We start from the raw sequence: 18,203 nt of genomic DNA, 5'->3' as shown, positions 1-18,203 counted from the left end.
GAGTGAAAACAGTTTCAGGAGTGCATCATGAGTACAATCAGCCCCGCCAAAAGCGCGGTGGAGAAAAGAACCAACGCGCGGTATTGGATCGTCGTGATGTTATTTATCGTCACCTCGTTTAACTACGGTGATCGCGCCACGCTCTCCATCGCTGGCACATCAATGGCCAGGGATATCGGACTCGATCCGATCGGCATGGGTTATATCTTCTCTGCATTCTCATGGGCTTATGTGATCGGGCAGATTCCGGGTGGCTGGTTACTCGATCGCTTCGGCTCAAAGCGCGTCTATTTCTACAGCATCTTCATTTGGTCGCTGTTCACGCTGTTACAGGGTTTTGTCGACGTCTTTGATGGCTTCGGCATTGTGATTGCGTTGTTCACCCTGCGCTTCCTGGTGGGTCTGGCGGAAGCCCCTTCATTCCCCGGCAACAGCCGCATTGTTGCTGCCTGGTTTCCGGCGCAGGAGCGCGGCACGGCGGTGGCCATCTTTAACTCGGCGCAATATTTCGCCACGGTGATTTTTGCGCCGATTATGGGTTGGCTGACCTCTGCCGTCGGCTGGGCACACGTTTTCTGGTTTATGGGCGGGCTGGGCATCATCCTCAGTTTTGTCTGGCTGAAGGTGATCCACGATCCCAACGATCATCCGGGCGTCAACAAAGCGGAGCTTGAATATATTGAGCAGGGCGGTGCGCTGATCAACATGGACAAGAAGAAAGAGGAGCGCAAAGTCGGCTGGGACGAAAAAATGTTCCAGATTCGCCAGCTCATTAGCTCGCGCATGATGCTGGGCATCTATCTCGGCCAGTACTGCGTCAACGCGCTAACCTACTTTTTCATCACCTGGTTCCCGCTCTATCTGGTCAACGAGCGCGGCATGTCGATTCTGAAGGCGGGCTTTGTCGCCTCGATTCCCGCGGTATGCGGCTTTATCGGCGGCGTATTGGGCGGGGTAATTTCCGACATGCTGATGCGCAAAACCGGCTCGCTGAACATCGCCCGTAAGACGCCGATTGTGGTGGGCATGCTGATGTCGATCTCCATGGTGGTCTGTATTTATGTCGATACCGAATGGGTGGTGGTGTTCTTTATGGCGCTGGCCTTCCTCGGCAAGGGCATTGGCGCGCTGGGTTGGGCGGTGATGGCCGATACCGCACCGAAAGAGATCAGCGGTCTCAGCGGCGGTCTGTTCAACATGTTTGGTAACGCGTCGGGCATCGTAACGCCTATCGCTATCGGCTACATCATCGCGACGACCGGATCGTATAACGGCGCGCTGGTCTATGTCGGCATCCACGCCTTTGTCGCTGCGTTCAGCTTCCTGTTCATCACCGGCGACATCAAACGCTTTGAACTGAAACCGATGCACAAGGATCCACTATGACGACGCAAAGCAGCCCGGTGATCACCAGCATGAAGGTGATCCCGGTCGCGGGCTACGACAGCATGTTGCTCAACATCGGCGGCGCGCACGGCGCCTGCTTCACCCGCAATATCGTGGTGCTTACCGACAGCTCCGGGCACACCGGCGTAGGTGAAGCGCCCGGTGGGGAAACCATTTTGCAGACGCTGCAACAGGCTATTCCGCAGGTGGAAGGCCAGCAGATTGCCCGCATGAACCGTCTGGTGCAGCAGGTGCATAAAGGCAATCAGTCGGCAGATTTCGATACCTTCGGCAAGGGCGCCTGGACCTTTGAACTGCGGGTGAATGCGGTGGCGGCGCTGGAAGCGGCGCTGCTGGATCTGCTCGGTCAGCATCTCGGCGTACCGGTGGCGGAACTGTTAGGACCCGGCCAGCAGCGCGACGAGGTCACCGTGCTCGGCTATCTGTTCTATATCGGCGATCGTGAGAAAACCGATCTGGCCTATCGCGATGGCGCAGGCGCCAGCCATGACTGGTATCACCTGCGTCACCAGCAGGCGATGGATAGCGCGGCGATTGTGCGCCTCGCCGAAGCGGCACAGGACAAATATGGCTTTAAAGACTTCAAGCTGAAAGGCGGCGTGTTGCCGGGCGAGCACGAGCTGGAGGCGGCGTCGGCGCTTAAAAAACGTTTTCCACAGGCGCGAATTACCGTCGATCCCAACGGTGCCTGGCGCCTGGAAGAAGCGATTGCGCTCTGTAAAAACATGCAGGATGTGCTGAGTTACGCAGAAGACCCTTGCGGCGCCGAACAGGGCTATTCCGGGCGCGAGGTGATGGCGGAGTTTCGCCGTGCCACCGGCCTGCCGGTTGCCACCAATATGATCGCCACCAATTGGCGTGAGATGAACCATGCGGTGATGCTCAATGCGGTCGATATCCCGCTGGCCGATCCGCACTTCTGGACGTTAAGCGGCGCTGTGCGCGTGGCGCAACTCTGCGATGAGTGGGGCCTGACCTGGGGCTGTCACTCCAACAACCACTTTGATATCTCGCTGGCGATGTTTACCCACGTCGGTGCGGCAGCGCCCGGCAAACCCACCGCTATCGATACCCACTGGATCTGGCAGGAGGGCGATCAGCGGCTGACCAAAGAACCGCTGCAAATCCGCGACGGCAAGATCGCCGTGCCGGATCGGCCCGGTCTCGGCATCGAGCTCGACTGGGACAAAGTCCATGAAGCACATGCGCTGTATCAAACGCTGCCTGCGGGCGCGCGCAACGATGCTCAGGCGATGCAATACCTCATTCCTGGCTGGACATTCGATCGTAAACGCCCGGCGTTTGGCCGCGATTATCAGTAAAAGGAGCTGCAAATGAACGAGACAAGCACGCCAAAAATCACCGACATGCAGGTGATTCCGGTCGCCGGTTACGACAGCATGTTGCTTAACCTGAGCGGGGCGCACGCGCCTTTTTTCACCCGTAACATCGTGATCATCAAAGACAACGCAGGCCATACCGGCGTGGGCGAAATTCCCGGCGGCGAGAAAATTCGTCAGACGCTGGAAGATGCCGCCAGGCTGGTGATTGGCAAAACGGTGGGCGAATACAAAAACCTGCTGACGCTGGTACGCACGACCTTTGCCGATCGCGATGCTGCCGGACGCGGCAACCAAACCTTTGATCTGCGCACCACCATTCATGTGGTCACCGGCATCGAAGCCGCCTTGCTCGACCTGCTCGGGCAGCACCTGCAGGTTAACGTCGCCAGCCTGCTTGGCGAAGGGCAGCAGCGCGATAGCGTAGAGATGCTTGGCTATCTGTTCTATATCGGCGACCGCACCAAAACCTCGCTGGCTTATCAAAACCAGCGTGATGACAAATGTGACTGGTATCGCCTGCGCCACGAAGAGGCGCTGACCTCAGACGCCGTCGTTCGGCTGGCTGAAGCAGCCTATGAAAAATATGGCTTCAATGACTTCAAGCTCAAGGGCGGCGTGCTGCGCGGTAGCGAAGAGGCAGAAGCGGTGACCGCGCTGGCGAAGCGTTTTCCTGAGGCGCGCATCACGCTCGATCCCAACGGCGCCTGGTCGCTGAATGAGGCGATCCTGCTCGGCAAACAGCTGACCGGCGTGCTCGCCTACGCGGAAGATCCCTGCGGTGCCGAACAGGGCTATTCCGGCCGCGAGGTGATGGCGGAGTTCCGCCGTGCCACCGGCCTGCCTACCGCCACGAATATGATCGCCACCGACTGGCGACAAATGGGCCATACGCTGTCGTTGCAGTCGGTGGACATTCCGCTGGCCGACCCGCACTTCTGGACCATGCAAGGCTCGGTGCGCGTGGCGCAGATGTGCCATGACTTTGGCCTGACCTGGGGCTCGCACTCCAATAACCATTTCGATATTTCACTGGCGATGTTTACCCACGTTGCCGCCGCCGCGCCGGGCAGCATTACCGCCATAGATACCCACTGGATCTGGCAGGAGGGTAATCAGCGGCTGACCAAAGAGCCTTTCCAAATCAAAGGCGGCATGGTGCAGGTGCCGCAAAAGCCGGGCCTCGGCGTCGAACTGGATATGGATCAGGTGATGAAGGCAAACGCGCTGTATCAACAGCATGGGCTGGGCGCCCGCGACGACGCGCAGGCGATGCAGTTTCTGGTGCCAGACTGGACCTTCGACAATAAGCGTCCTTGCCTGGTGCGCTAACTTTTTGGCTTGGCGTCACGCGCGAAGCCTGATTAACAGGAGTCATTATGAGCAACGCGATCTATCCGAACCGCTTTCGTCAGCGTCTGCTGGCCGGCGAAACCCTGATTGGCAGCTGGTGTGCGCTGGCCAATCCGCTGACCACCGAAGTGCTCGGCCTGGCGGGATTCGACTGGCTGGTGCTGGATGGCGAACATGCGCCGAATGATATCACCACCTTTGTGCCACAGCTGATGGCACTCAAGGGCAGCAGCAGCGCCGCCGTGGTCCGGCCGCCCTGTAACGAACCGGTGATCATCAAACGCCTGCTCGATATCGGCTTTTACAACTTTCTGATTCCGTTTGTCGAAACCGCAGAGGAAGCGCAGCTGGCGGTTGCCTCAACGCGCTATCCACCGGCCGGTATTCGCGGCGTGTCGGTTTCTCACCGCAGCAACATGTACGGCACGCTGCCCGATTACAACAGCACGGTGAACGACAACATCACGGTGATGGTGCAGATCGAAACGCAGCAGGCGGTGGACAACATTGATGCCATTGCCGCGGTGGAAGGGGTGGACGGCATTTTTGTCGGGCCGGGCGATCTCTCTGCCGCGCTGGGCTATCTCGGCCAGCCTGCGCATCCGGAAGTGCTCAAGGTGATCCAGTACCTTTTTGAGCGCGCCAAAGCCGCCGGTAAACCCAGCGGTATTCTGGCGCCGGTGGAAGCAGATGCGCGCCGTTATCTGGAATGGGGCGCAGGTTTTGTCGCCGTCGGCAGTGATTTAGGGGTTTTCCGCAATGCCACCCAGGCGCTGTGCGATCGTTTTAAAAAATAAAGTGAGGAGTCACAGATGAAAATTGGATTTATTGGCCTTGGTATCATGGGCAAGCCAATGAGCAAAAACCTGATTAAAGCGGGTTACAGCCTGGTGGTGCGCGATCACAATGCAGAAAACGAAGCTGAGCTGGTGGCGCTGGGTGCCACCGTGGGCAAAACGGCTAAAGAAGTGGCGGAGCAGAGTGATGTGATCATCACCATGTTGCCCAATTCCCCGCAGGTGCAAGAAGTGGTGCTGGGCGAAAATGGCGTAGTGGACGGCGCGAAGCCGGGCACGGTGGTGATCGACATGAGTTCGATTGCGCCGCTGGCCAGCCGCGAAATTCATGCTGCGCTGGCTGAAAAGCAGATTGCCCTACTGGACGCGCCGGTCTCCGGAGGTGAGCCAAAAGCGATTGAAGGCACGCTGTCGGTGATGGTCGGCGGCGACAAAACGCTGTTTGATCAATGTTACGACATCATGAAAGCGATGGCCGGTTCGGTGGTGCACACCGGTGAAATTGGCGCGGGTAATGTGACCAAGCTGGCTAACCAGGTGATTGTTGCGCTGAACATCGCCGCGATGGCCGAAGCGCTGACGCTGGCCACCAAGGCGGGCGTGAGTCCGGATCTGGTTTATCAGGCGATTCGCGGCGGCCTTGCCGGCAGTACGGTGCTGGATGCCAAAGCGCCGATGGTCATGGACCGTAACTTCAAGCCAGGCTTCCGCATCGATTTACATATCAAAGATTTGGCTAACGCGCTTGATACTTCACACTCCATCGGTGCACAGCTGCCGCTGACCGCCGCGGTAATGGAGATGATGCAGGCGCTGAAAGCCGATGGTCTGGGCACCGCCGACCACAGCGCGCTGGCCTGCTATTATGAGAAGTTAGCGAAGATCGAAGTCTCCCGGCAGGTTTGATCCTGGCCCGGCGCCGTTGCGCCGGGTCTCATCAGCAGGCTGATACCTGACTGACGGCTGTCAGTTCACCCGCGCTCGGAACGCTTATGAAAATAGTTATCGCACCGGATTCATATAAAGAGAGTTTATCCGCCCTGCAGGTCGCCACGGAGATTGAGGCGGGGTTCCGCGAAATCTTCCCGCAGGCGCACTATGTCAAATTGCCCGTTGCCGACGGCGGCGAGGGAACCGTGGAAGCGATGGTGGCGGCGACACAGGGAAAGATTGTCAAACTGGAGGTAACCGGGCCGTTGGGCAAAAAAGTCGACGCTTTTTATGGTCTCTCCGGCGATGAGCAAACCGCCTTTATCGAAATGGCTGCCGCCAGCGGCCTTGAACTGGTGCCTGCCGCCCAGCGCGATCCGCTGATTACCACCTCTTACGGCACCGGTGAACTGATTCATAACGCGCTGGATAAAGGCGTTAAGCATTTTATTATCGGCATTGGCGGCAGCGCCACCAATGACGGCGGCGCAGGGATGATGCAGGCGCTGGGTGCGCAGTTGTTAGATGCGCAGGATCAGCAGATCGGTTTTGGCGGCGGCGCATTGCCCGATCTGGCGCGTATCGATAACAGTCAACTCGATGCCCGCATCAAACAGTGCCGCTTTGAGGTGGCCTGTGATGTCACTAATCCGTTAACCGGCAAAGAGGGCGCATCGGCTATTTTTGGCCCGCAAAAGGGCGCGGCACCGGCGCAGGTCACGCAACTGGATGCTGCGTTACAACACTATGCGGCGATCATTCAGCGCGATTTGGATATCGACGTGCTGCACGTGCCAGGCGGCGGTGCGGCCGGTGGCATGGGTGCCGCGCTGCATGCGTTTTGCCAGGCGGAATTGCGCCGCGGCATTGAAATTGTCACCGAGGCGCTGGGACTGGATGCGCTGGTCAAAGATGCCACGCTGGTGATTACTGGTGAAGGCCGCATCGACAGTCAGACGATTCACGGCAAAGTGCCGATTGGTGTGGCGAAGGTGGCGAAGCGCTACAACAAGCCGGTGATTGGCATTGCAGGCAGCCTGACCGCTGACGTTGGCGTGGTGCATCAGCACGGTATCGATGCGGTCTTCAGCATTATCTACAGTATCTGTACGCTGGAAGAGGCGCTGGAAAAGGCCGCTGAAAACCTGCGGCTGAGCTCACGCAACGTTGCCGCGCTGCTGAAGATGGGCCAGCAGCTGAAGTAATGTGCAACCGGGCGCGGACTGCCCGGTTTTACTTTAGCGTGCCAGCAGGCGTTTTGCCTCGCGGGCAACGTTTTCCATCTCATCCAGCAGTTCAAAAATCTCCGGCTCAAACTCTGCAATATCCTCCTGCTGACGCAGGCTTTTCTCCAGCTGCAAACAGAGCTGTTTCAGTCGCGGCACACCGCTGTAGCTGGCGCTGCCGTGCAGTTTATGGATGATATCGCGCAGACGCTGCGCATCTTTTTGCTCCATAAACTGTTCAACCTGCTGCGCCACGTCGGGCAGAAAATCGAGCAGCATGCCCAGCATATCCTCCGCGAGATCGGTTTTGTTGGCCGCCTGCCGCAGCGCCAGCGACCAGTCCAGCGACGGCAGTTGCAGATGCGGCACCGGCTGCGACTCATGTACCACGCCGGGCGAATAGCGCGCCAGCAACAGCGCCAGCTTCTGTTCGTTAATCGGCTTGGCAAGATAATCGTTCATGCCCGCTTTGATCAGGTGCTCGCGATCGCCATCAATGGTGTGCGCGGTGACTGCCACAATCGGCGTGTGCTGATGCTGCGGCATGGCGCGAATGATTTCGCTGGCGCGGATGCCGTCAATATCCGGCATCTGAATATCCATTAAGATCACGTCCAGTCGCTGCTGGCGCGCGATGGCGATCGCCTGCTCGCCGCTGTCGCAGAGCAGCGTGTGCTCGACCTGTTCCTGTAACAGCGCGCCGATCAGCTTAAGGTTGGCCGGGTTATCATCCACCGCCAGCACGGTCAGCGGTAATCGCGTCGACGGCGGCAGGTCATAAAGCGTGCGAGTGTGTAGCTCAAGCACGATCGGCATCAGGCGCGTATAGGTAACCGGTTTGGCGATGCAGGCATCAATGCCGCGCGCCTTCAGCTCTTCGGCATAGATCAGCATCTGGCTCGGTAACGCCATGATCACGCTGTTGGCGATCGCCAGCTGGCGCTGCAGCAGTTCAGCAGGAATGGCGCGCGGCTGACGGCTGACCGGCATGCCCATCAGTAAAATATCAAAATGCGCATCGGGCAGGGCGTTGAGGCTGGTGCCGTAGCTCACCTCCAGCGGCGTGCTGCTGAGCATGTTCAGCGTCGCCTGCGCCGCAATGGCATTCTCCTCGACGTAGGCGAGCCGTTTGCCCTGAAGCGCCATCAGCGCATGCGGGTTGCTGCTGGCGTTGGGGTTAAGATCGAGCGAGAAGTGCACCCAAAACGTTGATCCTTCATTGGGCCGACTTTGAAAGGCGATATCCCCGCCCATTTCGTTGGCCAGCCGCTGGGTAATCACCAGGCCAAGGCCGGTGCCGCCATGCCGACGGGAGATGCTGGCATCGGCCTGGCGAAACGCCTGAAACAGCTGCGACTGCTGTTCTTCCGCGATGCCAATACCGCTGTCCTGCACGCGCAGCGTCAGCTCAATTTTTTCATGATTCTGCGCGCGTTTATCGATGCGTAGGGCGATATTGCCGCGCTCGGTAAACTTCACCGCGTTACCGATCAGGTTGGTGACAATCTGCTGCAAACGCAGCGGATCGCCAATAACGTTATCCGGTACGTCGCTTTGCAGGCTGATGGTGATTTCCAGCCCTTTTTCATGCGCCGAGGGCGCCAGCAGTACGATAGTTTCATCCAGCGTGGCGCGCAGCGGAAAGGGGATCGATTCCAGCACCAGCTTGCCCGCTTCCAGTTTGGAGAAATCCAGCACGTCATTGATGATGCTGAGCAGGTTATTGGCCGAGCGTTCGATGGTATTGAGATAGTCACGTTGGGTGGCACTGAGCGGCGTTTTCAGCGTCTGACGGGTAAAGCCGATCACGCCATTGAGCGGCGTGCGCAGCTCATGCGACATGTTGGCAAGGAACTCAGATTTGATGCGCGCCGCTTCCTGTGCGCGTTTGCGTGCTAAATCCAGCTCGACGTTCTGTATCTCCATCTGCTCCAGCGTTTCGCGCAGATCCGAGGTCGCCTGATCGATGTTGTGCTGCATCTCTTCGTGATAGGCGGTCAGCGACATCGCCATCGAATTAATGCCGTTTTTCAGGATATCGAGTTCGCCGAGCATATGGCCTTCAACCCGACTGTCGAGCTGGCCGCGACGAATGCGATCCACGGTGCTGACCATATTGCGGATCGGACCGGTCACGTCACGCATCAGGCGGTAGGCGAACAGCATGGCGATGCAGAGGCAAAACAGCAGCAGTAGCGTGGAGACAAACACCTCTTTGTACTGCTGCAGGCGCACCGATTGCAGATCGAGCTCAATGGCGACGTAGCCGAGCGGATTGCCGGTGGGCTTAAGCGCTTTGCCGCGCATCTCGTCGGGATACCAGGTTTCGGAGAGAATCGGCGTGCGCAGAATAATCACGTTGCCGTGACGTTCACTGGCCAGCGCCTGAGGTGGCTCGACGCCCGCAGGCAGCCGCAGCAGATCGCCATGCTGTTGATAATTAGAGGTGACGAAAACCTCGTTGTTGTCATCAAATACGGTAATGGCGCGCACGATAGCGGAGTGGCGGCGGTGCAGCAGGCTGACCAGCTCGCGCACCGCATCGCGGCTGTGCGATGCCATGCCATATTCACTGGAGACCGCCAGCGGCTCAATGATGTTGGCGCCGGCGTCCATCAGCTGACGCTGCAGCTCGTTATAGCGGTGCACCACAAAAAAGGTGCTGAGCAGCAGCCCGATCATCAGCGTCGGGGCCAGGATTAAAATCATCATTCGCGCCCGCAGGCTATATTTGGTCATACTATCCCATTCAGGGCAGCGAGGATGCCGCCGCGTAACGCGCATTGAAGTCGTAAATCGCCAGCACCTGCGGTAGATTACGCGCGATTTTACTCTTATCCCGAGAACATTATGGCGCAATTCTACTCTGCAAAGCGGCGCGTGACGACCCGCCAACGCATCACCGTAACGGTCGACGATCTCGATCCCTTTGGTCAGGGCGTTGCCCGTCATCAGGGCAAGGCGCTGTTTATTAGCGGCGCCTTGCCGGGCGAGGAAGTGGAGGTCACGCTGTTGGAGGAGAAGCGCCAATATGCGCGCGGCAAAGCCAGCAAGCTGATCACCCGCAGCCCGCAGCGGGTGACGCCACGTTGCCCCTACTTTTCACGCTGTGGCGGCTGCCAGCAGCAGCATGCGTCGGTTGCGCTACAACAGGAGAGCAAGGCGCGGGCGTTATCGCGTCAGCTCAGCCGGGAAGCGGGTCGCGATATCGCCATTGATGAAATCATCAGCGGCAGTGAATATGGCTATCGTCGTCGCGCGCGCCTGAGCCTGAATTACCTGCCGAAAGAGAAGCGGTTGCAGATGGGCTTTCGCCAGGCCGCCTCGGCTGAACTGGTGGAAATCACCGAATGCCCTGTTTTGATGCCCGAACTTAATGCACTGATTGCGCCACTCAGCCAGTGCCTGCGCAGTTTACAGGCGGCGCGCCGTCTGGGACACATTGAGCTGGTGCAGGCCGATAACGGACCGCTGATGATCCTGCGCCATCTTGAGCCGCTAAGCGCCGCCGACCGGCAAAAACTGGAACAGTTTTCGCATACAGAGCAGGTATCGCTGTTTTTGGCCCCGGACAGCGAGACGCTGGAGCAGGTCAACGGCGAGCCGCCGGTTTATTACTCGCAAGGTTTGCGCCTGAGTTTCAGTCCGCGTGATTTTATTCAGGTTAACGATGCGGTGAATCAGCAGATGGTGAGTCGCGCGCTCGCTTGGCTCGATCTGCAGCCGCAAGATCGGCTGCTGGATCTCTTTTGCGGGATGGGAAATTTCACACTTCCGGCGGGGAAACAGGCAGAAAATGTTGTCGGTGTGGAGGGTGTTGCAGCATTAGTTCGCCAGGGTGCGTATAATGCATCACTGAATAATCTTAATAACGTCACCTTCTTTCATGAAAATTTAGACGATGACGTGACGCGCCAGCCATGGGCGGCGCAAGGCTTTAATAAGGTGTTACTGGATCCGGCGCGTGCCGGGGCCGCAGGCGTAATGCAGCATATCGCCAGGCTGGCCCCACAGCGTGTGGTGTACGTGTCGTGCAATCCAGCGACCCTGGCGCGGGACAGTCAGACTTTACTGGCTGCCGGTTACCACCTGGAGAGGGTCGCGATGCTCGATATGTTTCCACATACCGGTCATCTCGAATCCATGGTGCTTTTCAGCAAAACCTAAGCGCTCTGCGGAGCGTTCGATCAGGAGAGGATATGGTTGCGGTAAGAAGTGCACATCTGAATACGGCTGGCGAGTTCGCGATCGACCAATGGATCGCCAGTTTGGGGATCACCAACCAACAGTCATGTGAACGCCTTGCCGAAATCTGGCGCTATTGTCATGCCGCCACCGAAAATCATCCCGATCAGGCACTGCTGCTTTGGCGCGGCATTGAGATGGTGGAAATCCTCTCGATGCTCAGTATGGATATCGACAGCCTGCGCGCCGCGCTGATTTTCCCGCTGGCTAACGCCGACGTGGTGTCGGAAGAGACGCTGGAAGAGCAGTTCGGCAAGGGCATCGTCTCGCTGGTGCATGGCGTACGTGACATGGATGCAATTCGCCAGCTGAAGGCGATTCACAACGATTCCATGGCCTCTGAACAGGTCGATAACGTACGTCGCATGCTGCTGGCCATGGTAGAAGATTTCCGTTGCGTGGTGCTGAAACTGGCGGAGCGCATCGCGCACCTGCGCGAAGTGAAAGATGGTACCGAAGATGAGCGGGTGCTGGCAGCGAAAGAGTGTTCCAATATCTATGCGCCGCTGGCCAACCGGCTCGGCATCGGCCAGCTCAAATGGGAGCTGGAAGATTTTTGCTTCCGCTATCTGCATCCCGACGAATACAAACGCATCGCCAAACTGCTGCACGAGCGCCGTATCGACCGTGAACAATACATCGATACCTTCGTTAACTCGCTGCGCACCGAAATGGTGAAAGAGGGCGTGAAGGCGGAGGTTTACGGCCGTCCGAAACATATTTACAGCATCTGGCGCAAGATGCAGAAAAAGGCGCTGGCCTTTGACGAGCTGTTTGATGTGCGCGCGGTGCGTATTGTGGCGGAGCGCCTGCAGGATTGTTACGGCGCGCTCGGCATTGTGCATACGCTTTATCGCCACCTGCCCAGCGAGTTTGACGATTACGTCGCCAACCCGAAACCCAACGGCTATCAGTCCATTCACACCGTGGTGCTCGGCCCGCGCGGCAAAACGGTAGAGATCCAGATCCGTACCCGGCAGATGCATGAAGATGCCGAGTTGGGCGTTGCCGCTCACTGGAAATACAAAGAGGGCTCCACCAGCAGCAGCCATGCGCGCGGCGCGGCGGGCCACGAAGAGCGCATCGCCTGGCTGCGTAAGCTGATCGCCTGGCAGGAAGAGATGGCCGATTCTGGCGAAATGCTGGAAGAGGTGCGCAGCCAGGTCTTTGACGATCGGGTTTACGTGTTTACGCCAAAAGGCGACGTTATCGATCTGCCCGCGGGTTCCACGCCGCTGGATTTTGCCTACCATATTCACAGCGATATCGGTCACCGCTGCATTGGCGCCAAAATTGGCGGCCGCATCGTGCCCTTTACCTATCAGCTGCAGATGGGCGATCAGATCGAGGTCATCACGCAGAAGCAGCCGAACCCGAGCCGCGACTGGCTCAATCCCAATCTTGGCTACATCACCACCAGCCGAGGGCGTTCTAAAATTCACGCCTGGTTCCGCAAGCAGGATCGCGACAAAAACATTGTTGCCGGACGACAAATTCTCGACAGCGAGCTGAGCCAGCTCGACATCAGCCTGAAAGAGGCGGAAAAACTGCTGCTGCCGCGCTATAACGTCACCTCGCTGGATGAGCTGCTGGCGGCAATTGGCGGCGGCGATATCCGTCTTAATCAGATGGTCAACTTCCTGCAGTCGAAGCTGAATAAGCCGAGCGCCGAAGAGGAAGATCGTGAGGCGCTGCGCCAGCTGACACAGAAGTCACACGCGCCGAGCAGCAAACAGAGCGGCCGCGTGGTGGTAGAAGGCGTCGGTAATCTGATGCACCACATTGCGCGCTGCTGCCAGCCAATTCCCGGCGATGATATTGTCGGTTTTATCACTCAGGGCCGCGGCATTTCGATTCACCGTGCCGACTGCGACCAGCTGGCGGATCTGATTTCCCATGCGCCGGAGCGGATTGTCGATGCGGTGTGGGGCGAAAGCTATTCCAGTGGCTATTCGCTGGTGGTGCGCGTCACCGCCAACGATCGCAGCGGCCTGCTGCGTGACATCACCACCATTCTGGCTAATGAGAAGGTCAACGTGCTTGGCGTTGCCAGCCGCAGCGATACCCGTAAGCAGCTGGCGACCATCGATATGGATATTGAAATCTACAATCAGCAGGTGCTGGGCCGTGTCTTAGCGCGCCTGAATCAGGTGCCGGATATCATCGACGCGCGCCGCCTGCACTAAGCCAGCTTGCGGTCGCGCCCGATCTCAGGTGCAATGTGGACAACATTGCACCTGAACAGAATGACGAGACCGCCGCTATGACCGCTATTGACCGCCTGCTGAACATCATGAAAACCCTGCGCGATCCACAACACGGCTGCCCGTGGGATCGCGAACAGACCTTTGCCACCATTGCGCCCTATACCCTGGAAGAGACTTACGAAGTGCTGGATGCCATTCAGCGCGAGGATTTCGACGATCTGCGCGGGGAGTTAGGCGATCTGCTGTTCCAGGTGGTGTTTTACGCACAGATGGCGCAGGAAGAACACCGCTTCAACTTTGACGATATCTGCCACGCTATCAGCGACAAGCTTGAGCGCCGTCATCCCCATATTTTCGGCGATGCACAGGCGGAGAACAGCGCTCAGGTGCTGCAAAACTGGGAAAAAATCAAAACCGCAGAGCGAGCCGATAAAGCGCAGCATTCGGCGCTGGATGACATTCCTCGCGCGTTGCCCGCTCTGATGCGCGCCCATAAGATCCAGAAGCGTTGCAGCAACGTGGGCTTTGACTGGACCACGCTGGGGCCGGTGGTGGCGAAAGTGCATGAAGAGATTGATGAAGTGATGCACGAGGCCCAGCAGACGGTTATTGACGAGGATAAGCTCGAAGAGGAGATGGGCGATCTGCTGTTTGCCACGGTAAACCTGTCGCGACATTTGGGTAAAAAAGCGGAGACCGCGCTGCAAAAGGCCAACGACAAGTTTGAACGCCGTTTCCGACAGGTAGAGGCGATCATTGCCAGCCAGCAACTGCAAATGCAGGAGGCGACGCTGGAACAGATGGAGGCCGCCTGGCAGCAGGTTAAACAGGGCGAAAAAAACCAGGCATAAGTTCACCCTGCGCTGAGCTGAAATCGGCCCGGCGCAGCGGATTGCACAACCTTTCGACAGTTGAGCTTACACGATTCAGCAAAGCGTCGATTTTGTGACGCACATCAAAATTCAATCCGGGCCAATCGGCTACTTTATCCGCAATAAGACGATGGAGTGAAAATGAATCATCAATTGTGGCCTTATGGGAGTTCCGGTATACTGTTTTCCCGTCCTGGTTATTCCATCGTCTTTAAACCTAAACTCTCAGGTTCAGCATGACAACGAACTATATTTTTGTGACCGGCGGGGTTGTTTCCTCTCTGGGTAAAGGCATTGCCGCAGCCTCCCTCGCAGCCATCCTCGAAGCACGTGGTCTGAACGTGACCATCATGAAGCTGGACCCCTATATCAACGTGGATCCGGGTACCATGAGCCCGACGCAACACGGGGAAGTGTTTGTCACCGATGACGGTGCCGAAACTGACCTCGATTTGGGTCACTACGAGCGTTTCATTCGCACTAAAATGTCACGCCGCAACAACTTCACCACTGGCCGTATTTACTCTGAAGTGCTGCGCAAAGAGCGCCGCGGCGACTATCTTGGCGCCACGATTCAGGTAATCCCGCACATTACGAATGCGATCAAAGAGCGCATCCTTGAGGGCGGTGAAGGGCACGATGTGGTGCTGGTGGAAATCGGCGGCACGGTGGGTGATATCGAATCACTGCCGTTCCTTGAAGCGATTCGCCAGATGGCGGTAGATGTTGGCCGTGAACACACCATGTATATGCACCTGACGCTGGTGCCTTACATGGCGGCAGCGGGTGAGGTGAAAACCAAACCGACCCAACACTCGGTGAAAGAGCTGCTGTCGATCGGTATCCAGCCAGACGTGCTGATTTGCCGTTCCGATCGCGCCGTGCCGGCCAATGAGCGGGCGAAAATCGCGCTGTTCTGTAACGTGCCGGAAAAAGCGGTTATCTCGCTGAAAGATGTCGACTCTATCTACAAAATTCCGGGCATGCTGAAATCGCAAGGCCTGGATGACTACATCTGTAAACGCTTTAATCTGAATGCACCGGAAGCGAATCTCGCCGAATGGGAGCAGGTCATTTATGAAGAAGCCAATCCGGGCGGTGAAATCACCATCGGTATGGTGGGCAAATATGTTGAACTGCCAGACGCGTACAAATCGGTGATTGAAGCGCTGAAGCACGGTGGCCTGAAAAACCGCGTCACGGTGAACATCAAGCTGATCGACTCGCAGGACGTAGAAACGCGCGGTGTCGAACTGCTGAAAGATTTAGATGCTATCCTGATCCCTGGTGGTTTCGGCTATCGCGGCGTGGAAGGCAAGCTGATGACCGCGCAGTATGCGCGTGAGAACAAGGTGCCGTACCTGGGCATTTGTCTCGGCATGCAGATTGCGCTGATGGAATTTGCGCGCAACGTAGCGGGCATGGAAGGCGCGAACTCCACGGAGTTTGTACCGGACTGTAAATACCCGGTTGTGGCGCTGATTACCGAATGGCGTGATGAAAACGGCAACGTTGAAGTGCGTACTGAACAGAGCGATCTTGGCGGCACCATGCGCCTTGGCAGCCAGCAGTGCCAGCTCACCGGCGACAGCCTGGTGCGTCAGCTGTATGGTACTGACACCATCGTTGAGCGTCACCGTCATCGCTATGAAGTGAATAACATGCTATTAAATCGCATCGAAGAGGCGGGCTTACGTATTGCCGGTCGCTCCGGAGATGACCAACTGGTAGAGATTATCGAAATTCCCGATCATCCATGGTTTGTTGCCTGCCAGTTCCATCCGGAATTCACCTCAACGCCACGCGATGGGCATCCGCTGTTTGCCGGCTTTGTGAAAGCGGCCAGCGAGCACCAGAAGCGTTTAGCGAAGTAAGCAGTATTCACGAGCAGCGCGCGAACTTTTCGCGCGTTGTTTGTCTTAGGATCGTAACAAGCTTAGCTTAACCAGTACTGAGGAAAATCTAATGTCCAAAATCGTAAAAGTCATCGGTCGTGAAATCATTGATTCACGTGGTAACCCGACTGTGGAAGCGGAAGTACATCTTGAAGGCGGTTTTGTGGGTCTGGCAGCGGCACCATCAGGGGCTTCTACCGGTTCACGTGAAGCACTGGAACTGCGTGACGGCGACAAATCTCGTTTCCTGGGTAAAGGCGTGACCAAAGCGGTAGCTGCGGTAAACGGCCCGATTGCAGATGCTGTGAAAGGCAAAGATGCGAAAGATCAGGCGAACATCGATAAAGTGATGATCGATCTGGACGGGACTGAGAACAAATCCAACTTTGGTGCTAATGCGATCCTGGCCGTTTCTCTGGCAGCCGCCAAAGCAGCAGCTGCCTCTAAAGGCATGCCGCTGTATGAGCACATTGCTGAGCTGAACGGCACTCCAGGCAAATTCTCTATGCCACTGCCAATGATGAACATCATCAACGGCGGCGAGCACGCCGACAACAACGTCGACATCCAGGAATTCATGATCCAGCCGGTTGGCGCTTCAAGCCTGAAAGAAGCGGTCCGTATGGGTTCAGAAGTGTTCCATCACCTGGCGAAAGTGCTGAAGGCTAAAGGCCTGAACACGGCCGTTGGCGATGAAGGCGGCTACGCGCCAAACCTCGGCTCTAACGCTGAAGCACTGGCTGTTATCGCTGAAGCGGTTAAAGCAGCAGGCTATGAGCTGGGTAAAGATATCACCCTGGCGATGGACTGTGCGGCCTCTGAATTCTACAAAGACGGCAAGTATGTGCTGGCTGGCGAAGGCAACAAAGCCTTCACTTCAGAAGAGTTCACCCACTTCCTGGAAGATCTGACCAAGCAGTATCCAATCGTTTCCATCGAAGATGGCCTGGATGAATCTGACTGGGACGGCTTTGCTTACCAGACCAAAGTGCTGGGCGACAAAATCCAGCTGGTTGGCGACGATCTGTTCGTAACCAATACCAAGATCCTGAAAGAAGGCATCGATAAAGGTATCGCTAACTCCATCCTGATCAAATTCAACCAGATCGGTTCACTGACCGAAACGCTGGCTGCGATCAAAATGGCGAAAGACGCTGGTTACACTGCAGTGATCTCTCACCGTTCAGGCGAAACCGAAGATGCGACCATTGCCGACCTGGCAGTAGGTACCGCAGCGGGCCAGATCAAAACTGGTTCAATGAGCCGTTCAGATCGCGTTGCTAAGTACAACCAGCTGATTCGTATCGAAGAAGCGCTGGGTTCAAAAGCACCGTTTAACGGTCTGAAAGAAGTGAAAGGCCAGGCATAAGCCACGCCTTACCCTGATAAGAAGCCCCAGCAATGGGGCTTTTTTTTTGCCTGACGGCGGGCCGGGCAGGGCCAGGTCAAAGGCCATTTCGTCCAGGCTTAAAGCCTGCCCGAGCAGGGCCGGCAGTCGCCCCGGCCCTGCACCCGCGCTATCCGGCAAACACAACCGCCCACTTCGTGGGTGCCCTCAGCAAAACCCTTTTCCTGACGGACCAGGCGCGATTCGCTCCCGGCTCAGCGCGCCTTCTCGCCGCATCCCTGCGGCTCGCCCTGGAAAACGCTTTCGCCTCGGCGTTTGTGATGCCTCTAAAGGTCAAAACCCAGGTCAAGGTCAAAGGCCATTTCGTCCAGGCTAAAGCCTGCCCGAGCAGGGCCGGCAGTCGCCCCGGCCCTGCACCCGCGCTATCCGGCAAACACAACCGCCCACTTCGTGGGTGCCCTCGGCAAAAGCCTTTTCCTGACGGACCATGCGCGACGCGCTCCCGGCGCGGCGCTTATTCTCGCCGCATCCCTGCGGCTCGCCCTGGAAAACGCTTTCGCCTCGGCGTTTGTGATGCCTCCTC

Annotated in this window: 12 protein-coding genes; 11 read left to right on the top strand and 1 reads right to left on the bottom strand. The window is 57.4% G+C overall.

The annotated features are described in order from the left end of the window. Nucleotides 1–27: 27 nt before the first annotated feature. From ACJY2L_RS18145 to ACJY2L_RS18120, 6 genes are all read left to right on the top strand, one after another. The gene (locus ACJY2L_RS18145; protein ID WP_209501479.1) at nucleotides 28–1,386 is read left to right on the top strand and encodes an MFS transporter; all 1,359 of its coding nucleotides are present in this window, start codon (nucleotides 28–30) and stop codon (nucleotides 1,384–1,386) included. Then, on the top strand, nucleotides 1,383–2,729 hold the full coding sequence (locus tag ACJY2L_RS18140) for an enolase C-terminal domain-like protein (protein ID WP_439213868.1): 1,347 nt from the start codon (nucleotides 1,383–1,385) through the stop codon (nucleotides 2,727–2,729). The genes ACJY2L_RS18145 and ACJY2L_RS18140 overlap by 4 nt, the downstream gene beginning before the upstream one ends. A gap of 12 nt (nucleotides 2,730–2,741) precedes the next feature. Then, nucleotides 2,742–4,079 carry a glucarate dehydratase gene (gene gudD, locus ACJY2L_RS18135; RefSeq protein ID WP_209501481.1) on the top strand — a complete coding sequence of 446 codons (1,338 nt, stop codon included), beginning with the start codon at nucleotides 2,742–2,744 and terminating at the stop codon, nucleotides 4,077–4,079. A gap of 47 nt (nucleotides 4,080–4,126) precedes the next feature. After that, on the top strand, nucleotides 4,127–4,897 hold the full coding sequence (garL, locus tag ACJY2L_RS18130; RefSeq protein WP_439213869.1) for a 2-dehydro-3-deoxyglucarate aldolase: 771 nt from the start codon (nucleotides 4,127–4,129) through the stop codon (nucleotides 4,895–4,897). A 15-nt stretch (nucleotides 4,898–4,912) separates the two neighbouring features. Next, complete coding sequence (gene garR, locus ACJY2L_RS18125) at nucleotides 4,913–5,803, top strand: 2-hydroxy-3-oxopropionate reductase (RefSeq protein WP_439213870.1); 891 nt, start codon at nucleotides 4,913–4,915, stop codon at nucleotides 5,801–5,803. Between the two features lie 86 nt (nucleotides 5,804–5,889). After that, nucleotides 5,890–7,032, top strand: a complete 1,143-nt coding sequence (locus ACJY2L_RS18120; protein WP_067433257.1) for a glycerate kinase — start codon at nucleotides 5,890–5,892, stop codon at nucleotides 7,030–7,032. 33 nt (nucleotides 7,033–7,065) lie between these two features. On the opposite strand, the gene barA is transcribed toward ACJY2L_RS18120, so the two are convergent. Then, a complete protein-coding gene (barA, locus tag ACJY2L_RS18115) occupies nucleotides 7,066–9,792 on the bottom strand; it encodes a two-component sensor histidine kinase BarA (protein ID WP_439213871.1) in 2,727 nt (908 codons plus the stop codon). Nucleotides 9,793–9,903: 111 nt separating this feature from the next. On the opposite strand from barA, the gene rlmD reads away from it, so the two are divergent. From rlmD to eno, 5 genes are all read left to right on the top strand, one after another. Continuing rightward, nucleotides 9,904–11,220 carry a 23S rRNA (uracil(1939)-C(5))-methyltransferase RlmD gene (gene rlmD, locus ACJY2L_RS18110; protein ID WP_439213872.1) on the top strand — a complete coding sequence of 439 codons (1,317 nt, stop codon included), beginning with the start codon at nucleotides 9,904–9,906 and terminating at the stop codon, nucleotides 11,218–11,220. A gap of 32 nt (nucleotides 11,221–11,252) precedes the next feature. After that, nucleotides 11,253–13,484: a GTP diphosphokinase gene (gene relA / locus ACJY2L_RS18105; protein ID WP_067433248.1), complete on the top strand. Its 2,232-nt coding sequence runs from the start codon at nucleotides 11,253–11,255 to the stop codon at nucleotides 13,482–13,484. Nucleotides 13,485–13,561: 77 nt separating this feature from the next. After that, nucleotides 13,562–14,356, top strand: coding sequence for a nucleoside triphosphate pyrophosphohydrolase (mazG, locus tag ACJY2L_RS18100; protein ID WP_439213912.1), 795 nt, complete (start codon nucleotides 13,562–13,564; stop codon nucleotides 14,354–14,356). A gap of 257 nt (nucleotides 14,357–14,613) precedes the next feature. Then, complete coding sequence (gene pyrG / locus ACJY2L_RS18095) at nucleotides 14,614–16,251, top strand: glutamine hydrolyzing CTP synthase (RefSeq protein ID WP_067433245.1); 1,638 nt, start codon at nucleotides 14,614–14,616, stop codon at nucleotides 16,249–16,251. A gap of 91 nt (nucleotides 16,252–16,342) precedes the next feature. Next, complete coding sequence (eno, locus tag ACJY2L_RS18090; RefSeq protein WP_067433242.1) at nucleotides 16,343–17,641, top strand: phosphopyruvate hydratase; 1,299 nt, start codon at nucleotides 16,343–16,345, stop codon at nucleotides 17,639–17,641. Nucleotides 17,642–18,203 lie beyond the last annotated feature (562 nt).

The organism is Duffyella sp. Ts4 (assembly GCF_051851875.1).
In the GTDB taxonomy this organism is placed as follows: Bacteria; Pseudomonadota; Gammaproteobacteria; order Enterobacterales; family Enterobacteriaceae; genus Duffyella; species Duffyella gerundensis.
This window is presented reverse-complemented; position numbering and strand designations above follow the sequence as displayed.

Excerpts from the sequence above, each read along its gene's own strand:
- ACJY2L_RS18145 (WP_209501479.1), top strand. The coding sequence starts at position 28 with ATGAGTACAATCAGCCCCGCCAAAAGCGCGGTGGAGAAAAGAACCAAC.
- ACJY2L_RS18140 (WP_439213868.1), top strand. The coding sequence starts at position 1,383 with ATGACGACGCAAAGCAGCCCGGTGATCACCAGCATGAAGGTGATCCCG.
- gudD (WP_209501481.1), top strand. The coding sequence starts at position 2,742 with ATGAACGAGACAAGCACGCCAAAAATCACCGACATGCAGGTGATTCCG.
- garL (WP_439213869.1), top strand. The coding sequence starts at position 4,127 with ATGAGCAACGCGATCTATCCGAACCGCTTTCGTCAGCGTCTGCTGGCC.
- garR (WP_439213870.1), top strand. The coding sequence starts at position 4,913 with ATGAAAATTGGATTTATTGGCCTTGGTATCATGGGCAAGCCAATGAGC.
- ACJY2L_RS18120 (WP_067433257.1), top strand. The coding sequence starts at position 5,890 with ATGAAAATAGTTATCGCACCGGATTCATATAAAGAGAGTTTATCCGCC.
- barA (WP_439213871.1), bottom strand. The coding sequence starts at position 9,792 with ATGACCAAATATAGCCTGCGGGCGCGAATGATGATTTTAATCCTGGCC.
- rlmD (WP_439213872.1), top strand. The coding sequence starts at position 9,904 with ATGGCGCAATTCTACTCTGCAAAGCGGCGCGTGACGACCCGCCAACGC.
- relA (WP_067433248.1), top strand. The coding sequence starts at position 11,253 with ATGGTTGCGGTAAGAAGTGCACATCTGAATACGGCTGGCGAGTTCGCG.
- mazG (WP_439213912.1), top strand. The coding sequence starts at position 13,562 with ATGACCGCTATTGACCGCCTGCTGAACATCATGAAAACCCTGCGCGAT.
- pyrG (WP_067433245.1), top strand. The coding sequence starts at position 14,614 with ATGACAACGAACTATATTTTTGTGACCGGCGGGGTTGTTTCCTCTCTG.
- eno (WP_067433242.1), top strand. The coding sequence starts at position 16,343 with ATGTCCAAAATCGTAAAAGTCATCGGTCGTGAAATCATTGATTCACGT.